Raw genomic sequence first — 20,266 nt, forward strand, 5'->3', positions numbered from 1 at the left:
CGCCGGGCGGCGTCTGGCGTGCGCCGACCGCCCGACGACGGCGGCCGGCCGGTCGGCTGCGGGCCCGTGCCAGGATGAGGGGCATGGCGGCGGGACCTGTGGCGTTCGTGCTCGGCGGCGGGGGAGTGCTCGGTGCGGTCGAGGTGGGCATGCTGCGCGCGTTGTTCCGCGCCGGCATCCAGCCCGACATGGTGCTCGGCACATCGATCGGCGCGGTGAACGGCGCGCTTGTCGCCGCCGACCCGTCGGAGGCGGTGACCGACCGGCTGGTCCGGCTCTGGGCCTCCCCGGAGGCGAGTGAGGTGTACGGCGACTCGGTGGCCCGGCAGTTGCGTCGCTTCGCCGCCCGTACGCACCTGCACTCACCCCGGCCGCTGCGCCGCCTGCTGGAGACCGAGCTGGGGGAGGACACCACCTTCGCCGAGCTGCGGGTGCCGTTCCGCTGCTGCGCCGCGCACATCGAGCGGGCCGCCGAGCACTGGTTCGACAGCGGTCCGGTGGTGCCGGCGGTGATGGCGTCGGCCTCGGTGCCGGGCCTGCTCCCGCCCATGGAGATCAACGGCGCGCACTACGTGGACGGCGGGATCGTCAACTCCATCCCGATCGGCGAGGCGGTGGCCGTCGGTGCCCGCCGGATCTACGTCCTGCAGGTGGGTCGGATCGAACGCGAGCTGACGCCGCCCCGACGACCGTGGGAGATCGCGCAGGTCGCGTTCGAGATCTCCCGCCGGCACCGCTTCTTCCGGGAGATGGCCGCGCTGCCCGAGGGGGTGGAGGTGCACGTCCTGCCGACCGGGGGGCTGAACCCACGGGACGACACCCCGTGGGCGTACCGGGACATGGCGGCGGTGGGGCGGCGGATCAGCCGGGCGTACACCGCCTCCCGGCGCTACCTCGCCACCCACGCGGAGCGGTGATGCCGCTGCCCCCCAGGTGGCTACGCCGGTTGCTGTTCGCCCCCGCCGTGGTGCTGCTCGCCTTCGTCGTGGTCACCACGTTGCCGGTCTGGGCGCTCCTCGCCGCGGCCGCGTCACCGCTGGTCCCGGGTCGGTTGCGCCCGCTGCGGCTGCTCTGGATCGGTTGCGTCTACCTGGTCTGGAACGCCGCCGCGCTGCTCGCGCTCTTCGTGCTCTGGGTCGTCTCCGGCTTCGGCTGGCGGGTCCGGTCCCCGGCCTTCCAGCGCGCACACTACGTGCTGGCCGGCTGGTTCCTGCGGGTGCTGTTCTGGCAGGCCCGATGGACTCTGCGGTTGCGGATCGACGTGGTGGGCACCGACCCGGACACCGCGCTGCCCGGCCGGCCCGAGCTGGTGCTCTGCCGGCACGCCGGGCCGGGCGACTCGTTCATCCTCATCCACGGCCTGGTCAACTGGTTCAACCGGGAGCCACGGATCGTCCTGAAGGACAGCCTCCAGTGGGACCCGGCGATCGACGTGCTGCTCAACCGGCTGCCCAACCGCTTCATCGCGCCGACGCCGGAGCGCGGCGAGGAGACGGTACGCCAGGTCGGGCACCTGGCCGCCGGCCTGGACGACAACGACGCGTTCGTCATCTTTCCCGAGGGCGGCAACTTCACCCCCAAGCGACGACTGCGCGCCATCGCCCGGCTGCGTTCCCTCGGCCTGGAACGGATGGCCCTGCGCGCCGAGCGGATGCGCCACGTCCTCGCCCCGCAGCCCGGCGGGATGCTCGCCGCGCTGGACGCCGCCCCGGACGCCGGGGTCATCTTCGTCGCCCACACCGGACTGGACCGGATGCTGACCGTCGCCGACGTGTGGCGGGAGCTGCCGATGGACAAGCAGATCGTGATGCGGTTCTGGTCGGTGCCACCGGAGGACGTGCCGGTCGGACGGCAGCAACGCATCGACTGGCTGTTCGACTGGTGGGCGCGGATCGACGAGTGGATCGCGGCCAATCGATGAGCGTGCGTAGCGCGGCCTCGCGGTCGCGGGCGAAAAGCCGGCTCGAAGGGATGGTGCCGCGTAGGGTGCGGGCGTGGATCAGATCTGCGTGGTGACGACGGTGGTGGATGCGCGTTCGGTTGCCGACGTGCTGGCGGCCGCGGCCGTTGCCGGCCGGCTCGCCGCCTGTGCACAGGTGGGCGGTCAGGTGGACAGCACCTACTGGTGGCGGTCCGGAGTGGAGACCAGCTCCGAGTGGTCGGTGCAGTTCAAGACCGCACCGGACCGGTTGGCCGCGTTGGTGGACCAGATCCGGGTCAGCCATCCGTACGAGGTGCCGGAGATCCTGGTGTCCACTGTGGACAGCGGCCATCCCGCGTACGCGACCTGGGTGTACGAGCACACTCGACCCTGAGTACGCGGACTCTGGGTTGCGCCCGGGTCGGCTGCCGATGATGGCCGGGTGGATGACACCCGCTATCCCTGCCCAGCCTGTGGTGCACCGGCCGACCTGAGCACCGGCTGCGCCGGCTGCCGGCGTGCGCCCGATCCGATCGCCGCCGAGGTGTTCCGGTTGGGCCGGGAGGTCGCCCGGCTTGAGCCGGAGGTGGAGCGCGCCCGTCGCACGTACACCGAGCTGGCTGGACGTCTGTCGGCCACGTCGCGGCGGCGGGCCGAGCTGGCGGCGGTCGTCCGCGCGGGGTTGGCCGCCTCCGCGCCGGCGCGTCCCGTGCCGGTCGGGCCGGTGCCGGCCGGCGGCCCAGGTGTCACGGCGGATGCGGCACCGGGTGCGGCGGAGACGTCCACCCGGACGGTCCAGGGACTGCTGTTCGTCCTCGGTGGACTGCTGCTGGGCACCGCGGCGGTGGTGTTCACGGCGGTGGCCTGGGCGGCGGTGGGGGTCGGTGGGCGGGCGTCGATCCTGGCCGCGTTCACCGCGCTGATGCTGGCCGTACCGCTGCTGGCCGTGCGGCGGGGGCTGCGCGGCACGGCGGAGACGTTCGCCGCGGTCGGGTTGCTGTTGGTGGTGCTTGACGGTTACGCGGCCTGGTCGGTGGACCTGGCCGGGGTGGCCGGCTGGCCCGGCAGCCGGTACGCCGCGCTGGTCGGGGGGGCCAGCGCGGCGGTCGCCGTGGCGTACGGCAGGTGGAGCGGGTTGACCGGGCCGTGGTTCGCCGCCCTGCTGGCCGCCCAGCCGGTGGTGCCGCTGCTCGCCGTCGCGGCCGAGCCGGATGCGGCCGGATGGGCGCTGGCCCTGCTCGCCGTGGCGCTGCTGGACTTGGCCGTGCTGGTCGTGCTGCGCGGCCGGGACGGCGTGGCGCCGCTGGTCGGCCGGGTGGTGACGGCAGTCGGTCACGTGAGCGCGCTCGTCGGTGCCGCGAGTTGCGCCCTGGTTCCGCTGGTCCTGGGGCGGGCGGCGAGCTCGCCGCTGCTGGCCGGGTTGCCGCTGTTGCTTGTCGCGCTGACCGGGCTCGCTGCGGCCTGGTTGGTCGGCGGACCGGCGCTGCGGGCGGTGGCCGCCGGGTTGCTGGTGCCGGTGCTCGCCGCCGCACTGCTGCGCCCCGTGGTCGAGCTGCGGCCAGCACTGCTGCTGATCGCGGCGGCGGCGGTGGCCCTCCTGCTGGCCGGGGCGGTGCGGCTGCTGCCTGGCGCGGTGGGGCCAGGGCTGCCGGTGCGGGAGTCGCCGGGGATGGCCTCCGGGGCGGAGGTCCCGGTGCGGGAGTCGCCGGGCTCGGCCGGGCCGGCGGCGTCCGGGCGGCAGCTTTCCGCGGTGGTCGGGTCGGGGGTGGTGGGTGCCGGGGGTTGGCGCACCGGCCCGCGCGCCGGTGCGCTGCTGGTCGCGGCCGGTACGGCCCAGGTGGCCGCGCTGATCACCGCCGTGCTCGCGGTCGCGGCGGTGGGTCGCTCGCTGCCGCCGTGGCGCGGGGCCGGGACGGGGCCCGACCTGGACTGGGGTTGGCAGTTGGCGCCAGCCGCGGCGTTGGCGCTCGGTGCGACGGTGCTGCTGCTGCCCCGGCGGGTGCGAGCGGTGCTCGCCGTGCCCGGCGCGGTGGCGGTGCTGTTGGCCCTGCCCGCCGGCTGGGCGGCCCCCTGGCCGGCGGTGGTGGCCGTCGACCTGGTCGGCGGGGTCGCGCTGCTGGTCGCCGTGTTGGCCCGCCCGGCGACCCAACCTGCCTCGCTGCTCACCCGCGCGCTCGGTGGCGCAGTGCTGCTCGGGCACGGGTTGCTTGTCGCCCTGGCCACCCCGACCGGCGCCCTGGTGGCGCTCGGCAGCACCGCCGTGGTCGGGCTGGCACTTGCCGCACGACGGGGCGTCGGGCCGTACCGGCCGGTAGCCGGTGTGGGGCTGCTTGTCGGGCAGCTCGCGTTGCCCGGGGTCGCCGCGGTGGCGCTGTTCGCCGCGGGCGCGCCCCAGTGGTGGCAGGCGCGGCTGGCACTTGTCGCCGCCGGGCTGCCGCTGGTCGCGGTGCTCGCGGCGCGTCGGCACCGGATGGAGCTGACCGGGTACGCGGTGACCGGTGCCGTGGTCGCGGTGACCGTGCCCGGACTCACGCCGCTGGTCGTGGCGGGGAACGAGCCACCTGCGCTGTACGCCGCGCTGGCGGCGCTGGGCGTCGCGCTCGTCGCCCGGTGGGACCGGCCGGCGACCGGCGACCGGGAGCCTGCCCGGCGGGAGCGGCCGGTCACCGGCGACCGGGGGCCTGCCCGGCGGGGCGTGCTGGTGGCGGCGGGGGGCGGGCTGGCGGCGGTAGCGGTCCTGGCGGCCCTGCCGACGGTGCTTACCGCGTTCGTGTCGCCGTACGGCGGTCGGGGTCGGGTGTGGTCGGGTGTGCCCACGATCGTCGCCGACCCGGTGGCGCTCCCTCGCGGGTTGGCGCTGGCCGTGCTGGCGGTGGCCGTCGTGCTGGCCGGTCGAGGGTTCCGCCCACGGGTGTTGCCCGCGCTGCCGTTCGTCGCGGTCGCCCTGCCGGTGCTGCTCCTCGCGGTCGGCACACCGTGGCCGGTGCTGCCGGCGGCTGTCCTGCTCGCCGGGTTGGCCGCGCTGCTGCTCGCGGCGCTTGCCACGCGCCCGGCGCTCGCACCGGTCGTCGTACCGGTGGGGGCGGTGCTCACCGCCTCCGGTGTGGCGGGGCTGCTGGCGACCCGAGCCGGGACGCTCGCCGCGCAGGGAGCGCTGCTGGTGGCGGCGGTTGTCGTCGCCGTCGGGGCGCGCGTGGTCGAGGTGCGGGTCACGGGATGCCTGGCGGCGGTGGGGGCGGCGTCCGCGCTGGCGGTGACCGCCCCGCTCGCCGGAGGGCTGCCGCTGCGGGCGGCGGCGTACCCGCTGCTGGGGGTGGCCGCGCTGGTGCTGGCCGTCGCCACGGTGGCGTCGCGGCGGGAGCGGGTCGGGCGGGTGCTTGACGCTGCCGCGCAGGCGGTGGCGCTGGTGGCGGCGGTGCTCGCCGTCGAGGTGGCGCGGCACCTCGCCACCGTCTGCGTGCTCTGGGGCGTGGCCGTGGCGCTGCGGCTGCTGCGCCGGGGTGAGCCGGCCGGCCGACGGTGGGCGTTCGCCGGCATCGCCGCCGGCAGCGAGTTGCTCGGGGCGTGGGTGCTGCTGGTCGCCGGCGGCGTGACGGTGTTGGAGGCGTACACCCTGCCGGCCTCGGCGCTGGCCCTCGGCGCGGGTCTGCTGGCGCTGCGTACCCGGCCGGGGTTGACGAGCTGGCCGGCCCTCGGCCCGGGGCTTGTCGCGGCGCTGCTGCCGAGTCTCGTGTCGGTGTTGGCCGGGGCGGACCCGCAGCCGTGGCGGCGACTGTTCCTCGGCGCGGCGGCCCTGGGCGCGGTGCTTGTCGGCGCCACCCGTCGATGGCAGGCGCCGGTGCTGCTCGGCGGGGGCGTGCTGGCGCTGTTGGCGTTGCACGAGGTGGCCCGGGGTTGGGACCTGCTGCCCCGGTGGATCTACCTCGGTGTGGGTGGGCTGGCGCTGGTCGGGCTGGCCGCGACCTACGAGCGGCGGCGGCGTGACCTGGCTCGGTTGCGGGCCACGGTGGCCCGGCTGGGCTGAGCCGAACCATCGGGGGTAGTGCTCGCCCTACCCCCGATTCGGGGGTTGTCAGGGTTACTCAGCGCTACTGCTTGACGGGAGACTTGACGATAAGCCCGAACCGCCCCGGTTCAGGCACAAGCGGATCGGGAGCAGCAATGGCGCTCGGAGCGGTGGCGGAACCGCCGGTACGACGGCGAGGCAGTGACTACGCACAGTTGTCCCGGAGGATCAGCCAGGCGGGCCTGCTGGAGCGGCGCCCCGGCTGGTACGTCACCCGCATCACGCTCACCCTCGGCGCGTTCGTGGCCGGCTGGGTCGCCGTGTTCCTGCTCGGCGACTCGTGGTGGCAGTTGCCGCTCGCGGCGTTGATGGCGCTGGCCACCACCCAGGTCGCGTTCCTCGGGCACGACGCCGGTCACCGTCAGATGTTCCGACGTCGTGGCCCCAGCGAGCTGGTGGGGCTGTTCGCCGGCAACGTGGCGGTGGGGATCAGCTACGGCTGGTGGGTCGACAAGCACAACCGGCACCACGCCAACCCGAACCACGAGGACGAGGACCCGGACGTCGGCGCGGGTGCCCTGGTGTGGACGCCCGAGCAGGCCCTGGAGACCCGGGGGTTCGGCCGTTGGATGGCTCAGCGGCAGGCGTACTTCTTCTTCCCGATGCTGCTGCTGGAGGGTCTGAGCCTGCACGCGGCGAGCATCAAGGCGATCGTCGGCCGGGAGGACGGCAAATACGCCGTCCCGATGCGGCACCGGGCGGTCGAGGCGGCGCTGCTCGTCGCGCACACCGTCGGCTACGTGGCGCTGCTGTTGGCGGTCATGTCCCCGGTCAAGGCGCTGCTCTTCGCGGTCGTGCACCAGGCGCTGTGGGGCCTCTACATGGGCTGCGCGTTCGCGCCGAACCACAAGGGCATGCCGATGCCGACCGCCGAGGACGAGCTGGACTTCCTGCGTAAGCAGGTGCTGACGTCCCGCAACGTGCGGGGCAGCCGACTGGTGGACACCACGCTCGGCGGGCTCAACTACCAGATCGAGCACCACCTCTTCCCGAACATGCCCCGGGCCAACCTGCGCCGGGCCCAGCCGATCGTGCGCGCCTACTGCGTCGAGCAGGGCATCCCGTACGCCGAGACCGGGCTGGTCGAGTCGTACCGGCAGGCGCTCGGTCACCTGCACGAGGTGGGTCGGCCGCTGCGCGGCTGAACAGCACGGCCGCTGAGCGGCTGACGCGATACTGATCGGTGGGGCGGCATCTGGTGATGCCGCCCCACCGCCGTGTCTGGACAGGTTGCTCGCTGGCCTCGGGTGGAGCCGGTGGCACGGTGGCGTGTCCGGCTCGTCGGGCGCGCCACCGGTAGGGTCTGGTCATGGCAGACCTGCTCACCGCGGACGCGGTGCGAGAAGAGCTGGGCCGGTTGCCCGACTGGTCGGGTGACCCGACCGGCATCGGTCGTACGGCCGAGCTCGGCAGTTTCCCGGCGGCCATCGCTGTGGTGGACCGGGTGGCGACGGTGGCCGAGGAGCTCGACCACCATCCCGACATCGACATCCGATGGCGGACCCTGACCTTCCGCTGTGTCACGCACTCGGCCGGTGGGGTCACCCACCGGGACATCGAGCTGGCCCGGCGGATTGACGACATCGTCCGGAGTGCGGCATGAGATTCGAGATCAGCAAGGTTCTGGATGCCATCGAGGGTCGGGTCTGCACGGACCCGTCGCTGGCCCGAGCGGTGCTCGACCTGGCCGAGGTGATCCGCTACCAGGACATCGACGGCGGTCGGCCGGCCAGCCTGCTGCGCCTCGGCATGGTCATCGACGCGCTCTCCCGTGAGTTGGAGGAGGACAGCGTCCAGGTCTACGCGGTGGTGCACCGGGCGCTGCTCTCCGACGCCGACCTGACGTCCAACGAGCGGATGGTGGTGCGCCGCTGGGCCGACGACGGGCTCGTCGAGGTGCTCGACAATCCGGGGGACCGGATGTTGGAGGTCGCCGACCTGCTGGGGTTGCCGGTGCTCAGTCGGGTCCGCTTCGACGGGTTGCGCGGGCGGTTCCCGTGGCTCGTCGAGCAGCCCGGTCGGGTGGTGGCCCCGGTGCCGGGCGCCGGCGGGCCGGCGTTCATCGCGCATGTGGGCGGCGGGCACGCGCCGGTCGCCGGCAAGCGCTCGCCGACCGGGGCCAAGCTGCTGGCCCGGCAGTGGCGCTGCCCGGAGTCGGGGTGCGCGCTGTTCGGCGGCGGTGGTGGGGGCGGCGCGTTCGCCGACCTGGCCGGGGGTGCGGATCGCAGCCCGGCCGCGCAGCCGCCACCCGCGCTGCGCAACGGGGTGCCGACCTGCCCCCGACACGGGGTGCGCCTCGGCGACGGCGGTCCACGGCCGCGTACCGAGGTGCTCGCGGTGCGCGTCGGTGGCCTGGTCCGGCGGCGGTTCGTGCTCAGCGAGGAGCAGCCGGTGGTGGCCGGTCGGGCTCCCGAGCAGGACGGCGGGATCATGCTCGGGCAGTGGCTCAACGACGAGGCCCGGCGGTGGATCAGCCGCGGTCACGTCCAGTTCGAGCTGCGGGTGGGCGAGGTCATCGTGACCGACATCAGCACCAACGGTTCCGGCATCCGTCCGTCCGGCTCGATGACCGAGTCGGACCGGATTCCGCTGGCCCCGCAGCAGTCCCGGGTGCTCGGCGAGAATGACATGGTGGAGCTGTACCCCGGGGTGCAGATCGGCCGTGCCGAGGAGTTGCCGACCGGCGCCCCGTTCACTCCCACCTCGGTGATGGCCGAGGCCCCGACGATGGCCATGCGGCTCCCACGCCCCTGACCCGTCCCGCCTTGCCCTCCGCCCGGCCTCGCCCCGAGATTCGAGCAGGAACAGGGAAAGTGCTGCCTCACGCGCATGTGAGGCAGCACTTTCCCTGTAGTTGCGCGGATCTTGACCGGCGCGGTCCGTCAGCCGGCCAGCACCTCGGCGAGCGTGGTCACCGCCAGGTCGATCTCCTCCTCGGTGATCACCAGCGGTGGGGCGAGCCGGATGGTGGAGCCGTGGGTGTCCTTGGCGAGCACGCCGCGCTCGGCGAGCCGCTCGCACGCCTCCCGCCCGCTCATCAGCGCCGGGTCGATGTCCAGACCGGCCCACAGGCCGCGGACGCGTACCCCGACCAGGCCCTTGCCGACCAGCCCTTCCAGGCCGGCCCGCAGCCGCTCGCCCAGCTCGGCGGAGCGGCGCTGGAACTCGCCGGTGGCGAGCAACCGGACCACCTCGATCGCGACCGCGCAGGCGAGGGGGTTGCCGCCGAAGGTGGAGCCGTGCTGGCCGGGCTTGAGCACGCCGAGCACGTCGGCGTTCGCGGCCACCGCGGAGACCGGCACGATGCCCCCGCCGAGCGCCTTGCCGAGCAGGTACATGTCCGGCACGACGCCCTCGTGGTCGCAGGCGAAGGTCGCGCCGGTACGCCCCAGACCGGACTGGATCTCGTCGGCGATGAAGAGCACGTCGCGCTCGGTGCAGACCTGGCGTACGCCCGGCAGGTAGCCCTCCGGCGGCACCACCACGCCCTGCTCGCCCTGGATCGGCTCCAGCAGCACGGCCACTGTGTTCTCGTCGATCGCGGCGGTCAGCGCGTCCAGGTCGCCGTACGGCACGACGGTGAAGCCCGGGGTGTACGGCCCGAAGTCGGCGCGCGCGTCCTCGTCGGTGGAGAAGCTGACGATGGTGGTGGTCCGGCCGTGGAAGTTGCCCTCGGCGACCACGATGTTGGCCTGGCCCGGGGTGACCCCCTTGACCTGGTAGCCCCACTTGCGGGCCACCTTGATCCCGGTCTCCACGGCCTCGGCCCCGGTGTTCATCGGCAGCACGAGGTCCTTGCCGCACAGCTCGGCCAGCTCCCGGCAGAAGTCGGCGAACTGGTCGTGGATGAACGCCCGGCTGGTGAGCGTCAGCCGGTCCAATTGGGCGTGCGCGGCGGCGATGAGCTGCGGGTGCCGGTGGCCGAAGTTCAGCGCGGAGTAGCCGGCCAGGCAGTCCAGGTAGCGCTTGCCGTCCACGTCGGTGAGCCAGGCGCCCTCCGCGGACGAGATCACCACCGGCAGCGGGTGGTAGTTGTGCGCCGTCCACCGTTCGGCGTCCCGGACCGCTCCCGGCGTCCGCAGGATGTCATCCACGATCACTTGTTTGCCTTTCCCTGACGGAGTCGCAGTGTGCAGCACTTCGGTCCGCCGCCGGCCTTACGCAGCTCGGACAGGTCGACACCGATGGTTTCGTAGCCCCGGTCGCGCAGCTTGGCGGCCAGGTCGGTGGCCTGCGCGGGCAGCACCACGTGCCGTCCGTCGCTGACCGCGTTCAGCCCCAGCACCTCGGCGTCGGCCATGGTGGCGTGCACCGCGTCGGGGAAGAGCCGGCGCAGCACGGCCTGGCTGCCGGGGGAGAACGCTTCGGGCAGGTACGCCACGGTCCGCTCGTCGAGCACGGTCAGCGCGGTGTCCAGGTGGTAGAAGCGGGGGTCGACCAACTGCATGGTGATCACCGGGTAGCCGAAGACCTCCTGCAACTGGGCGTGCGAGGCGTGCGCCGTGCGGAAGCCGGTGCCGGCAAGCAGGTGGTCGCCGGCCAGCAGGACGTCGCCTTCGCCCTCGTTGACGTGCTTCGGGTCGTGGATCTCGAAGCCCGCGTCCTCGAACCAGGCCCGGTAGGCCGGCGCCTCGTCGGCGCGCTGCGGGTCGCGGAACTGGACGGCCATCGCCTTTCCGTCGATCACGGTGCCGCCGTTGGCGGCGAAGACCATGTCGGGCAGGCCGGGCACCGGAGTGATCTCCTCGACGGTGTGGCCCAGGTCGAGGTACGTCTGGCGGAGCTGCTCCCACTGCCGGACGGCCAGCGCGGTGTCGACCGGTGTGCTCGGGTCCATCCAGGGGTTGATGGCGTAGTCGACGGCGAAGTACGTCGGCCGGCACATCAACAGGCGCTGGCTGGTGGCGTCCATCGTCATTGTCCTGCTCCCAGGGGTCGGGCGCGCCCGGCCACCGTGGCCCACGGGCTGGCGCCGTTGCTCAACGCTATGCGGCCCTGGCGGCAGGATCCACCAATGAGAGTTGCGCGGACCGAACATTCATTGCGTCTGAGGGACCAGCAGGAGCGATTCGTTGTGCCAGCGCGTGCCGCGCCCGGCTCCGGGGTGCGCGGGTCGTGGCCGGGCGGCGCGGGCCGTGATCGACTCGGGTTCCGGGAAAGCGCGGTATTCGAGCGGTCGGGACACCCCGACTTTCCGGAAGCCGAGTGGACCACGGCCCGGAAAGACTTCAGGGGCGGCGAACCGCCGCCCCTGAAAGGGTGTCGCCCGGCCGGTGAACCACCGGGTGGTCGGGCTGCCGGCGAACCGCCGGCTGTTCGCCGGTGCATCACCGGCGAGCGGAACAGTGCCCGCTAGAAACGGTCGACAAACTGTGAGTCAAGCCACTCCCGGAAGCGTTGCACCCAGTCGCCGTCGGTGGTCGGCCAGTCGAACTGCCCGGTCATCGCGAGCACTCCGATCACCACCGCAGCCAGCCCGATCAGCACGCCGAAGAGCGCGTCGGTCTTGCCGGCGACGTGCCGGCGGCGGGTGGCCATCAGGCCGAGCACCGCGAGCACCGCGCCGAACGCGCCGAGCCCGATGCCGTACCCGGCGAGCGTGCCGGTCAGCACGAACAGCGCACCGGCGACGGAGACGATCAGGCCGAGGGTGGCGAGCAGGCTGGCGCGCGGCTTCGGGCCGCGGGTCACCGGCGGCTCGGGCGTGGTTTCGCCCGGGGTCGGGTCGACCGGGCGGTCGGTGGTGACCCGGTCCGTCGGGTCGGGCCGGCGGGTGGTGCTGTCGAGGTCGGCGTCCCGCTCGGCGGTGCCCGCCATGGTCGGGGCGGTGCGGGACTCGGTCGCGACCGGGGTGACGGTCCGCGAGTCTGCCTCCACCGGGCGGGCGGCGGCGGTCCGGGGCTCGGTCGCCACCGGACGGACGGTGCCGGTGCGGGGCTCGCTCTCGACCGGGCGGGCGGTGGCGGCTCGGGCCACCGCGGCCCGCTCGGCGGCACGCCGCTCGGCCTCGCCGAGCTGCCCGCTGGGCGCGGTGGCGCTGCGGTACGTCGTCTGGTCGGCGTCCCGGTCGGTGACCACCGGTCGGCCGGCGACGTCGTCGGACCGGCCCGCGTCGGTGGCCGTGCTGGCCCGGTCGGCGACCGGGGTGTCGGGGCCGTCAACGCGGCCGTCGAGGTTCTCGTCCCGCGTCGGTGCCGGCTCGGACCGGCGGGACAGCGAAGGAATCCTGACCACTACACACCTCCTGATAAATGCGTGGTGGCCGATGGAAGGGGTGGCACCCACGCGGTTCGGTCCTGAAATACCCACCTGGGCGTTTCCTGACACCAATCCCGGGTACGGGGTCGCCACGCGTGGGTCTCGGTCACCGGCGGGCCGGGCCGACCTGCGGGGCGGGGAGCAACCGCACCCCGGCCTGCTGCACGAACACCTCCCGCCTGTCGACGGCCAGGCCCTTGCCATCCAGTACGTAGCCCGTCAGCCAGACCCATCCCTGGTAGGTCGGGCGCGGGTCGATGCTCACCAGTCGAAGCAGCAGCGCCCGCTCGCCGGCGAACTGCACCGAGCACGCCGCGCCGATCAGCAGCAGGTCGCCGGGTCTCCACCCGGTCATGTCGGCCAGTGGCCGCGGTTGATCGGGATGCGGTGGCGGGCCCGGCAGGGCAGGTCGCCGCCGCAGCGGCACACGGTGCGCCAGCGCACCCAACTCCACACCGGCCGGTGTCGGCGGGCGAGGGTCAGTGCGGTTACCAAGAGGTATTCGTTGTACGACACGCGCATGGCGCCGTCCTTCCGAGGAATAGCGTCCACCGGCTTGTGCTGACGCTATTCCCGGCACTGTTTTCGGGGAGGCGCCAACGCGTGACAGCATGTTCCACGCCGGCCACCTTGTGCAATCCGCACAGCCGCCCTAACGTCATTCCGTATTGACGCACGAGGAATGGAAAAGAATTGCGTGCGGGGTGAAACATCCGGTGTTGCAGGAGGGATGCGGTGATGTTGCATGACGGATGAAACAAGCGGGTCCACGGTGCCTCGGCGACAGCTCGGGCGGCTGCTCACGCAGCTCCGCGAGGATGCCTCGGTGTCGCTGGACGCCGCCGCCGAAGCACTTGACTGCTCCCGGCAGAAGGTGTGGCGCATCGAGAAGGGGCTGGTCCCGGTGCGGGTGGTGGACGCCCGGGCGATGTGTGCTCTCTACCGGGTGCCGGACGCTATGGGCGAGATTGTGGCCGGGCTCGCGAAGGAGACTCGCGCCCGGGGCTGGTGGCATTCGTACGGCGATGTCGTCCCGTCGTGGTTCTCGCTGTACGTCGGCCTGGAATCCTCGGCAACGCTGATTCGCCGATACGACTCGGAACTGATCCCCGGACTCCTGCAAACCCGGGAGTACGCGAGCGAGCTGTTCCGCCGGAAGAACCCGACCATGCGCCAGGAGGATCGGGAAAAGCTGGTGGAGGTCCGGCTGCAACGGCAGGGCATCCTCGTGCGCCGGCTGCCCACCGCTCCCACCCTGCGGGTCGTCCTGAGCGAGGCCGTGCTGCGGCGCACCATTCCCGACCGCCGGGCGATGGCCCAACAGTTGCGACACCTGCTCGACGTGGCCGCACTGCCGACGGTGAGTCTGCGGGTCCTGCCGCTCGCGGCCGGTCCGCCGTTGGCCAGCGAGACCGGCACCTTCGTCCTCCTGGACTTCCCGCAGGCGTTCGGCAGAGCGTCCACCGAGCCGACCACCGTCTACGTGGAGAACATCACCGGGGCGCTCTATCTGGACAAGCCGGCCGAGGTGGCCGCCTACGAACATGTCTGGTCGGACCTGGAAGCCCTCGCCTCCGGTGAGGCAGAATCAGAGAAAATGATCACTTCGATCATCGAGGAGCATCATGACTGACCTTGCCGGTGCGACCTGGCGCAAGAGCACCCGCAGCGGCGGGAGCGGCGGTGACTGCGTCGAGGTGGCCGACAACCTGCCCGGCGTCGTGGGCGTCCGCGACAGCAAGGACCCGAGCGGTCCGGCGCTGACCTTCGCTCCGGCCGCCTGGGCCGCGTTCGTAGGCGGCGTCCAGAGCCAACGCCGGGGCTGACCGTCCCATCCACCTTGATCGACCCGGTCGGGCGGCGCTGGCTATCCTTGGGCCTCGTGCCAGAGGGACACACGATCCACCGCCTGGCGGCCCGGCACGCCGAGTTGTTCGCCGGGGACAAGGTGCACGCCACCAGCCCACAGGGTCGCTTCGCCGACGGCGCTGCCCGGCTCTCCGGCAGCGTGCTGGAGGGCACCGAGGCGTACGGCAAGCACCTGCTGCACCACTACGCCGGTGAGTTGACCCTGCACGTGCACCTCGGGTTGTACGGCAAGTTCACCGACGGGTCGGGGGAGCCGCCCGAGCCGGTCGGTCAGGTGCGGTTGCGGCTCGCCAGCGACAGACACTGGCTGGACCTGCGCGGACCCACCGCCTGTGAGCTGATCACCCCGCCCGAGGTGGCCGCCCTGCGGGACCGCCTCGGGCCGGATCCGCTGCGCGCCGACGCCGACCCGGAGCGGGCGTACCGGAGGATCGCGCGCAGCCCGACGCCCCTCGCGGCGCTGCTGCTCGACCAGTCGGTGGTGGCCGGCACCGGGTTGATCTTCGTGACCGAGGCGCTGTTCCGGGCCGGACTGCCGCCGACGATGCCCGGCCGCCGGCTGACCCGTGCCGGCTGGGACGCGCTCTGGGCCGACCTGGTCAAGCTGATGCGGCTCGCGGTCGAGCACGGCCGGATCGACACCGTGCGCGACGCGCACCTGCCGGAGGCGATGGGCCGGGCGGCCCGGGTGGACCGGCACGGTGGCGAGGTGTACGTCTACCGCCGCCCCGGCGCGCCCTGCCACGTCTGCGGCACCGAGGTCAGCCGCGGTGAGCTGGCCGGGCGCAACCTCTACTGGTGCCGTATCTGCCAGGCCGGTTGACCCGCCGACCGGGTCACCGCCCGTCGCTCGGGCAGCTCCATCCGGCCGTCCGGGGGCAGGGCGTTCCCACGGCGGTCCACAGTGGCTAGCGTAGGCCCGTGCAGATCGGCGTGAACGTCCCGAACTTCGGCCCCGGCACCGACCCCGACGTCCTGCGGCGGTGGGCGCAGACGGTCGAGGGTCTCGGGTTCGACCTGCTGATGGTCTCCGACCACATCGCGGTGACCCCGGACGTGGCCCAGCAGTACCCGGCGCCGTTCTACGAGCCGTTCACCACGTTGTCCTGGCTGGCCGGGGTGACCCGTCGCGTCCGGCTGGGCACCACGGTGCTCATCGTCCCGTACCGGCACCCGCTGCTCACCGCCCGGATGGCGGCGAACCTCAACCGGCTCAGCGGCGGCCGGCTCGTCCTCGGCGTCGGCGTCGGCTGGGCCCGGCAGGAGTTCGAGGCCCTTGGCGTGCCGTTCCAGCGGCGCGGCGCGTTGACCGACGACCACCTGCGCGCGATGCGCGACGCCTGGCAGGCCGCCGACGACTACGACAGCCCGCCGATCCCGATCTGGGTCGGCGGCAACAGTGACGCCGGCATGCGTCGCGCCGTTCGACTCGGAGACGCATGGCATCCGCTGCGTCTCACGCCCGGGAAACTCACGGACGCGGCCGGGCGGCTCGGCACCATCGCCGACGAACTGGGCCTCCCCGCCCCGGCGCTGGTGCCACGCATCGCGCTCCAGGAAACCCGCGAACCGGTCGCCGGCCCGGACCGGCTCGCCGGTGTCGGCACCATCGACCAGATCATCGCCGACATCGAGCAGATCCGGCTGCTCGGCGCGGAGGCGGTGGTGCTCGACCCGCTCAACGGCGACCTCGCCGAGATCCGCCAACCCGAACGCGCCTGGCGGACCCTCGCGGCCGTGGCCGCGTACGCCAGCACCCAGGAGGTTCGATGACACCCGACGACGAGAGGTTTCTCCGCCGCGCCGTGGAGATCGCCAGCCAGGCAGGGGCTGCCGGCGAACGGCCGTTCGGCTCGTTGCTTGTCGGTGCGGACGGCACCGTCCTGATCGAGGACCACAACACGGTGGTCTCCGACTCGGACATCACCGCCCATCCGGAGCTCAAGCTGGCCCGCTGGGCCGCCCGGGAACTCGCCCCGGACGTGGCCGCCGGCACCACCATGTTCACCAGTTGCCAGCCCTGCCCGATGTGCGCGACAGCGATCGACCGGTCCGGGCTCGGGCGGGTGGTGTACGCCCTGTCCGGCGAGCAGTTCGAGGAGGTCAAGCCGGCCACCCCGCCGTTGCCTCCGGTCCGCTACGAGGGGCCGGCGCTGTTCGACGAGGCGCGTCAGCCGATCGACAGCTACTACTGACCGGGGCGGTAGGGGCGGCCCTCGGACCCGCTGTCGCGGCTCAGTCGGGCTTCGGCCGGGAGCGCAGATTTTCCATCTGGGCGTGGCTCAGGTCGTGTGCGCGCGCCAGGTGGCGGATGATCACCTCAAGCTCGTCGTCGGTGTGGTCGTCGAGGATCGCCTGCCAGGACGGGCCAAGGTCGTCCCAGACCGCCGTGACCCGGTCGACCCGATCCGGCACGGGGCTGACCAGCACCCGGCGCCGATCCTCCCGGTCGGGCGTGCGTTTCACGTAGCCACCACGTTCCAGTCGGTCGACCAGGCGGGTGGCCGAGCCCGTGGTCAGGCCGGTCATCTCGGCGATCTCACGCACCGTGCGCGGACCAGGTGCCGCGGTGAGCAGGCTCAGGAACTGCACGTCGGTCGGGTGGAGGCCGAGGTGGTCGGCGATGGCCTGGTTGAACAGCACGTACGAGGCCAGATAGCGACGGGACGCCATCGACAGCTCCTCGTACAGCCGGGCCCGACGCGGTGGGGTCATCCACATCACCTCCCAATTAGTTGCGCGGCGCAGCGATTCTTCCTAGTCTGCTGCGTGACGCAGTTAATGCGTCACGCAACTATCCTATCTCAGGAGGACCCGTGCTCACCGTCGCCGTCACTGGAGCCACCGGAGCGCAGGGCGGGGCCACGGCCCGCGCCCTGCTGAAGGCCGGCCACCGGGTACGCGCACTCACCCGCCAACCCACCTCCCCGGCCGCCGACACCCTGGGTGACCTCGGCGCCGAGGTGCGCCACGCCGACTTCGACGACCGCGCCTCCCTGGACGCCGCGCTCGCCGGAGCCGACTCGCTGTTCGCGGTCACCACCCCGTTCGGCACCGACCCGGGCACCGAGGTCCGGCACGGCAGGGCCCTCGTCGACGCCGGGGCGGCCGCCGGCCTCGACCACATCGTGCTGACCACCGTCGCACACGCCAACCGGGGCACGGGCGTCCCGCACTACGAGAGCAAGCGCCTGGTCGAACGGCACCTCCACGGCTGCGGTGTGCCCTGGACGATCATCGCGCCGGCGGCGTTCATGGACAACTACGCCAGCGGCTGGACCCTCGACGGCCTGCGCGAGGGCGTCTTCGCGTGGCCGATGCCCGGCGACCGACCGCTCGCCCTCATCCCGGCTGTCGACATCGGCGCGTTCGCCGCGCTCGTCCTACAGCGCTGCGCCGAATTCGCCGGCCGGCGCGTCGACATCGCCTCCGATCAGCGAACGCCCGCGGAGATGGCCGAGATCCTCGCCGGTGCCATCGGCCGCGCGATCGACCACCGGCGGGTGCCCCTGGCCCGCGTCCGCCAGTGGTCCACCGACCTGGCGGCCATGTTCGAGTACTTCACGAACGTCGGTCTGGATCTTGATGTCGCCGGGCTGCGCCGCGACTACCCGGAGATCGGCTGGCACAGCTTCGCCGACTGGGCCGCCGCCCAGGACTGGGTCACGCTGCTGTCCACCCCGACCGCCGACCACGTGTCGTCCGGGTCGCGAGGCGCGGTGTGACGCAAGCGGAATTGACAGTCGACCGCAGCCGGAGCAGGGTTGAGCAGTGACAACGATGTCAACGGACAAAAGGGAGGAATCGCACTCATGATCCTCCGTTGTGTATGCGGCGTCAGGCCGTACCGTTGACGGTTTTGCGGCGCGGACCCGGTCCGTCCGCCGATCCTGGCCGTATGTCCCTTTCCTACCCGACGGTGACCAACTGAGATGACCGACGTGCCCCAACCCGACGCCACCACGACTCCCGCTCCGGCCGGCTCACCCGACCTGCCCGACCTGGACGCCTTCCTCACCGACCAGACCCGCACCCTGCTCGACACGGCCCGCCGCGCGGTCCGGGCCGAGGGCGGCTTCTGGTGGCTCACCGACGACCGCACCCCGGACCGGGGCGAACCGGTGTACACCTGGATCACCTGCCGGATGACCCACGTGGCCGCCCTCGCCCACCTGGGCGGCGACCCGGACGCCGCCGCCCTGGTCGACCACGGAATCGCCGCGCTCAGCACCCTGCTGCGCGACGACCGGTACGGCGGCTGGTTCGGCGCGGTGGACCAGCAGGGAACGCCGGTCGACGACCGCAAGGCCGGCTACGACCACGCGTTCGTGCTGCTCGCCGCCTCCAGCGCCGCGCGCGCCGGCCGGCCCGGCGCGCAGGAGTTGCTCGCCGACGTGCTGACCGTGGTGCGGGACCGGTTCTGGGACGACGAGGCCGGCGCGGTCCGCGAATCGTGGAACCGCGACTGGACGGTCACCGAGGACTACCGCGGCGCGAACAGCAGCATGCACATGGTCGAGGCGTTCCTCGCCGCTGCCGCCGCCACCGGCGACGGGACCTGGGCCGACCGCGCCCTGCGGATCGCCGGTCACCTGGTGCACACCGAGGCCGCCCGGCACGACTGGCGGCTGCCCGAGCACTTCACCGCCGACTGGACGCCGCTGCTCGACTACAACCGGGACCAGCCCGCCGACCAGTTCCGGCCGTACGGCTCGACGATGGGCCACTGGCTGGAGTGGGCCCGCCTGCTCCTGGAGTTGGAGGCGGTCCTGCCGCAGCCACCACGCTGGCTGCTCACCGACGCCCGTCACCTGTTCGCCGCCGCCGTCCGTAGGGGCTGGGCGGTCGACGGCGCCGACGGCTTCGTCTACACGATCGACTGGGACGACCGGCCGGTGGTGCGCTCCCGGATGCACTGGGTGCTCGCCGAGGCCGTCGGAGCCGCGGTGACCCTGCACCGCCGCACCGGCGACGACGTCTACGCCGACTGGTACCGGGTCTTCTGGGCGTACGCACGCCGCTACCTCATCGACGGCACCGGATGGCGGCACGAGTTGGACGCGCAGAACCTGCCCGCCGACACGGTCTGGCACGGTCGACCGGACGTCTACCACGCGTACCAGGCGGTGCTGCTGTCCCGCTCGGCAAACGGGCTCGGTGGCCCCGGCCCGCTCGCGCCGGGCGAGGTGACCGCATGATCGTGGTCGCGGGTGAGGCGCTCATCGACCTGGTGGTCACCGCCGAGGGGGAGCGCGCCGTGCCGGGTGGCTCCCCGGCCAACGTGGCGGTCACCCTGGCCCGGCTCGACCAGCAGGTGCGGCTGCTGGCCCGCCTCGGCGCCGACGAGTACGGTCGGCAGCTCGCCGAGCACCTGAGCGCCAACCGGGTGGAGCTGGACTGGGCGGTCCGCGCCACGGAGCCCACCTCGGTGGCGGTGGCCACGTTGAACGACAGCGGGCAGGCCAGCTACGAGTTCCGGCTGGCCGGCACGGCCGACTGGCAGTGGACGCCGCAGGAGCTGCCCGAGCTGGCCGGGTCACCGGCGACCGCGCTGCACACCGGGTCCCTCGCGCTCGCGCTGGCACCCGGGGCGCGGGTGCTGGAGGACCTGCTCGCCCGCGAACGCCGCCGGGACGGGCTCACCGTCTCGATCGACCTCAACCTGCGGCCGAGCATCGTCACCGACCGCGCGGCCGAGCAGGCCAGGGTACGACGCCAGGTGCCCCTCGCGAACCTGGTGAAGGCCAGCGACGAGGACCTGGCGTGGCTCTACCCGGACCGGTCGGTGGGCGACGTGATGGCCGAGTGGCGCGACGCCGGGGTGTCCTGCGCGGTGGTGACCCGGGGCGGCGACGGCGTCTGGCTGCTCGCCCCGAACGGATCGCTGCACGAGCAACCGGCCGTACCCACCACTGTGGTCGACACCGTCGGGGCCGGTGACTCGTTCACCGGCGGTCTGCTGGCCGCGCTGGCCGACCTCGACGCGCTCGGCGACCGACCGGCCGACCGTCTCGCCGCGGTGACCGAGTCGCAGTGGGAAGCGGTGCTCCGGCAGGCCGCGACGGTGGCCGCAATTACCTGCGGCCGACGGGGCGCGGACCCGCCCCTCCGTGCCGAGGTCGACGCCATCCTGCACCCCGGGAGCTGACCCC

The 20,266-nt window shown here is 73.1% G+C and carries 21 protein-coding genes; 15 read left to right on the top strand and 6 right to left on the bottom strand.

The window, feature by feature from the left end; genetic code table 11:
• Positions 1-83 precede the first annotated feature (83 nt).
• The 7 genes from AB0F61_RS09695 (at position 84) to AB0F61_RS09725 (ending at position 8,741) form a co-directional block, all read left to right on the top strand.
• Positions 84-917 (top strand): patatin-like phospholipase family protein, encoded by an 834-nt coding sequence (locus AB0F61_RS09695; RefSeq protein ID WP_357806241.1) that lies wholly within the window; start codon positions 84-86, stop codon positions 915-917.
• Complete coding sequence (locus AB0F61_RS09700; protein WP_357806244.1) at positions 917-1,921, top strand: 1-acyl-sn-glycerol-3-phosphate acyltransferase; 1,005 nt, start codon at positions 917-919, stop codon at positions 1,919-1,921. Before AB0F61_RS09695 ends, AB0F61_RS09700 begins: the two co-directional genes overlap by 1 nt.
• Before the next feature lie 73 nt (positions 1,922-1,994).
• A complete protein-coding gene (gene cutA, locus AB0F61_RS09705; protein ID WP_357806246.1) occupies positions 1,995-2,315 on the top strand; it encodes a divalent-cation tolerance protein CutA in 321 nt (106 codons plus the stop codon).
• A 48-nt stretch (positions 2,316-2,363) separates the two neighbouring features.
• Complete coding sequence (locus AB0F61_RS09710; RefSeq protein ID WP_357806249.1) at positions 2,364-5,945, top strand: hypothetical protein; 3,582 nt, start codon at positions 2,364-2,366, stop codon at positions 5,943-5,945.
• A 137-nt stretch (positions 5,946-6,082) separates the two neighbouring features.
• Positions 6,083-7,132, top strand: a complete 1,050-nt coding sequence (locus tag AB0F61_RS09715) for an acyl-CoA desaturase (protein WP_357806253.1) — start codon at positions 6,083-6,085, stop codon at positions 7,130-7,132.
• 164 nt (positions 7,133-7,296) lie between these two features.
• Positions 7,297-7,590: a 4a-hydroxytetrahydrobiopterin dehydratase gene (locus AB0F61_RS09720; RefSeq protein ID WP_357806256.1), complete on the top strand. Its 294-nt coding sequence runs from the start codon at positions 7,297-7,299 to the stop codon at positions 7,588-7,590.
• Positions 7,587-8,741: an FHA domain-containing protein gene (locus tag AB0F61_RS09725; protein ID WP_357806259.1), complete on the top strand. Its 1,155-nt coding sequence runs from the start codon at positions 7,587-7,589 to the stop codon at positions 8,739-8,741. The genes AB0F61_RS09720 and AB0F61_RS09725 overlap by 4 nt, the downstream gene beginning before the upstream one ends.
• Positions 8,742-8,869: 128 nt before the next feature.
• Here AB0F61_RS09725 and rocD read toward each other — a convergent pair whose 3' ends face one another.
• The 5 genes from rocD to AB0F61_RS09750 all read right to left on the bottom strand — a co-directional run bounded on the left by rocD (position 8,870) and on the right by AB0F61_RS09750 (position 12,767).
• On the bottom strand, positions 8,870-10,084 hold the full coding sequence (rocD, locus tag AB0F61_RS09730) for an ornithine--oxo-acid transaminase (protein ID WP_357806548.1): 1,215 nt from the start codon (positions 10,082-10,084) through the stop codon (positions 8,870-8,872).
• Positions 10,084-10,899: a dimethylargininase gene (gene ddaH, locus AB0F61_RS09735; RefSeq protein WP_357806551.1), complete on the bottom strand. Its 816-nt coding sequence runs from the start codon at positions 10,897-10,899 to the stop codon at positions 10,084-10,086. Before ddaH ends, rocD begins: the two co-directional genes overlap by 1 nt.
• Positions 10,900-11,339: 440 nt before the next feature.
• Complete coding sequence (locus AB0F61_RS09740; RefSeq protein ID WP_357806262.1) at positions 11,340-12,221, bottom strand: thrombospondin; 882 nt, start codon at positions 12,219-12,221, stop codon at positions 11,340-11,342.
• 130 nt (positions 12,222-12,351) lie between these two features.
• Positions 12,352-12,600 (bottom strand): hypothetical protein, encoded by a 249-nt coding sequence (locus AB0F61_RS09745; RefSeq protein WP_357806266.1) that lies wholly within the window; start codon positions 12,598-12,600, stop codon positions 12,352-12,354.
• Positions 12,597-12,767, bottom strand: coding sequence for a hypothetical protein (locus AB0F61_RS09750; protein WP_357806272.1), 171 nt, complete (start codon positions 12,765-12,767; stop codon positions 12,597-12,599). The genes AB0F61_RS09745 and AB0F61_RS09750 overlap by 4 nt, the downstream gene beginning before the upstream one ends.
• Before the next feature lie 223 nt (positions 12,768-12,990).
• Here AB0F61_RS09750 and AB0F61_RS09755 point away from each other — a divergent pair, with 223 nt between their 5' ends.
• From AB0F61_RS09755 to AB0F61_RS09775, 5 genes are all read left to right on the top strand, one after another.
• Entirely contained in the window at positions 12,991-13,878 is an 888-nt protein-coding gene (locus AB0F61_RS09755) for a helix-turn-helix transcriptional regulator (protein WP_357806275.1), read from the top strand.
• The gene (locus AB0F61_RS09760; RefSeq protein WP_357806278.1) at positions 13,871-14,071 is read left to right on the top strand and encodes a DUF397 domain-containing protein; all 201 of its coding nucleotides are present in this window, start codon (positions 13,871-13,873) and stop codon (positions 14,069-14,071) included. The genes AB0F61_RS09755 and AB0F61_RS09760 overlap by 8 nt, the downstream gene beginning before the upstream one ends.
• 56 nt (positions 14,072-14,127) lie before the next feature.
• Positions 14,128-14,937: a DNA-formamidopyrimidine glycosylase family protein gene (locus AB0F61_RS09765; protein WP_357806281.1), complete on the top strand. Its 810-nt coding sequence runs from the start codon at positions 14,128-14,130 to the stop codon at positions 14,935-14,937.
• A gap of 98 nt (positions 14,938-15,035) precedes the next feature.
• Positions 15,036-15,887: an LLM class flavin-dependent oxidoreductase gene (locus AB0F61_RS09770; protein ID WP_357806285.1), complete on the top strand. Its 852-nt coding sequence runs from the start codon at positions 15,036-15,038 to the stop codon at positions 15,885-15,887.
• Positions 15,884-16,309 carry a nucleoside deaminase gene (locus AB0F61_RS09775; protein WP_357806288.1) on the top strand — a complete coding sequence of 142 codons (426 nt, stop codon included), beginning with the start codon at positions 15,884-15,886 and terminating at the stop codon, positions 16,307-16,309. Before AB0F61_RS09770 ends, AB0F61_RS09775 begins: the two co-directional genes overlap by 4 nt.
• Before the next feature lie 40 nt (positions 16,310-16,349).
• On the opposite strand, the gene AB0F61_RS09780 is transcribed toward AB0F61_RS09775, so the two are convergent.
• Entirely contained in the window at positions 16,350-16,829 is a 480-nt protein-coding gene (locus tag AB0F61_RS09780) for a MarR family transcriptional regulator (RefSeq protein WP_357806290.1), read from the bottom strand.
• A gap of 101 nt (positions 16,830-16,930) precedes the next feature.
• Here AB0F61_RS09780 and AB0F61_RS09785 point away from each other — a divergent pair, with 101 nt between their 5' ends.
• The 3 genes from AB0F61_RS09785 to AB0F61_RS09795 all read left to right on the top strand — a co-directional run bounded on the left by AB0F61_RS09785 (position 16,931) and on the right by AB0F61_RS09795 (position 20,262).
• Complete coding sequence (locus AB0F61_RS09785; RefSeq protein WP_357806293.1) at positions 16,931-17,839, top strand: NmrA/HSCARG family protein; 909 nt, start codon at positions 16,931-16,933, stop codon at positions 17,837-17,839.
• A 207-nt stretch (positions 17,840-18,046) separates the two neighbouring features.
• The gene (locus AB0F61_RS09790; protein ID WP_357806295.1) at positions 18,047-19,312 is read left to right on the top strand and encodes an AGE family epimerase/isomerase; all 1,266 of its coding nucleotides are present in this window, start codon (positions 18,047-18,049) and stop codon (positions 19,310-19,312) included.
• Positions 19,309-20,262 carry a carbohydrate kinase gene (locus AB0F61_RS09795; protein WP_357806298.1) on the top strand — a complete coding sequence of 318 codons (954 nt, stop codon included), beginning with the start codon at positions 19,309-19,311 and terminating at the stop codon, positions 20,260-20,262. The genes AB0F61_RS09790 and AB0F61_RS09795 overlap by 4 nt, the downstream gene beginning before the upstream one ends.
• The last annotated feature ends 4 nt before the right edge of the window (positions 20,263-20,266 follow it).

The sequence above is a fragment of the Micromonospora sp. NPDC023888 genome (assembly GCF_040639415.1).
Classification (GTDB): Bacteria; Actinomycetota; Actinomycetes; order Mycobacteriales; family Micromonosporaceae; genus Micromonospora.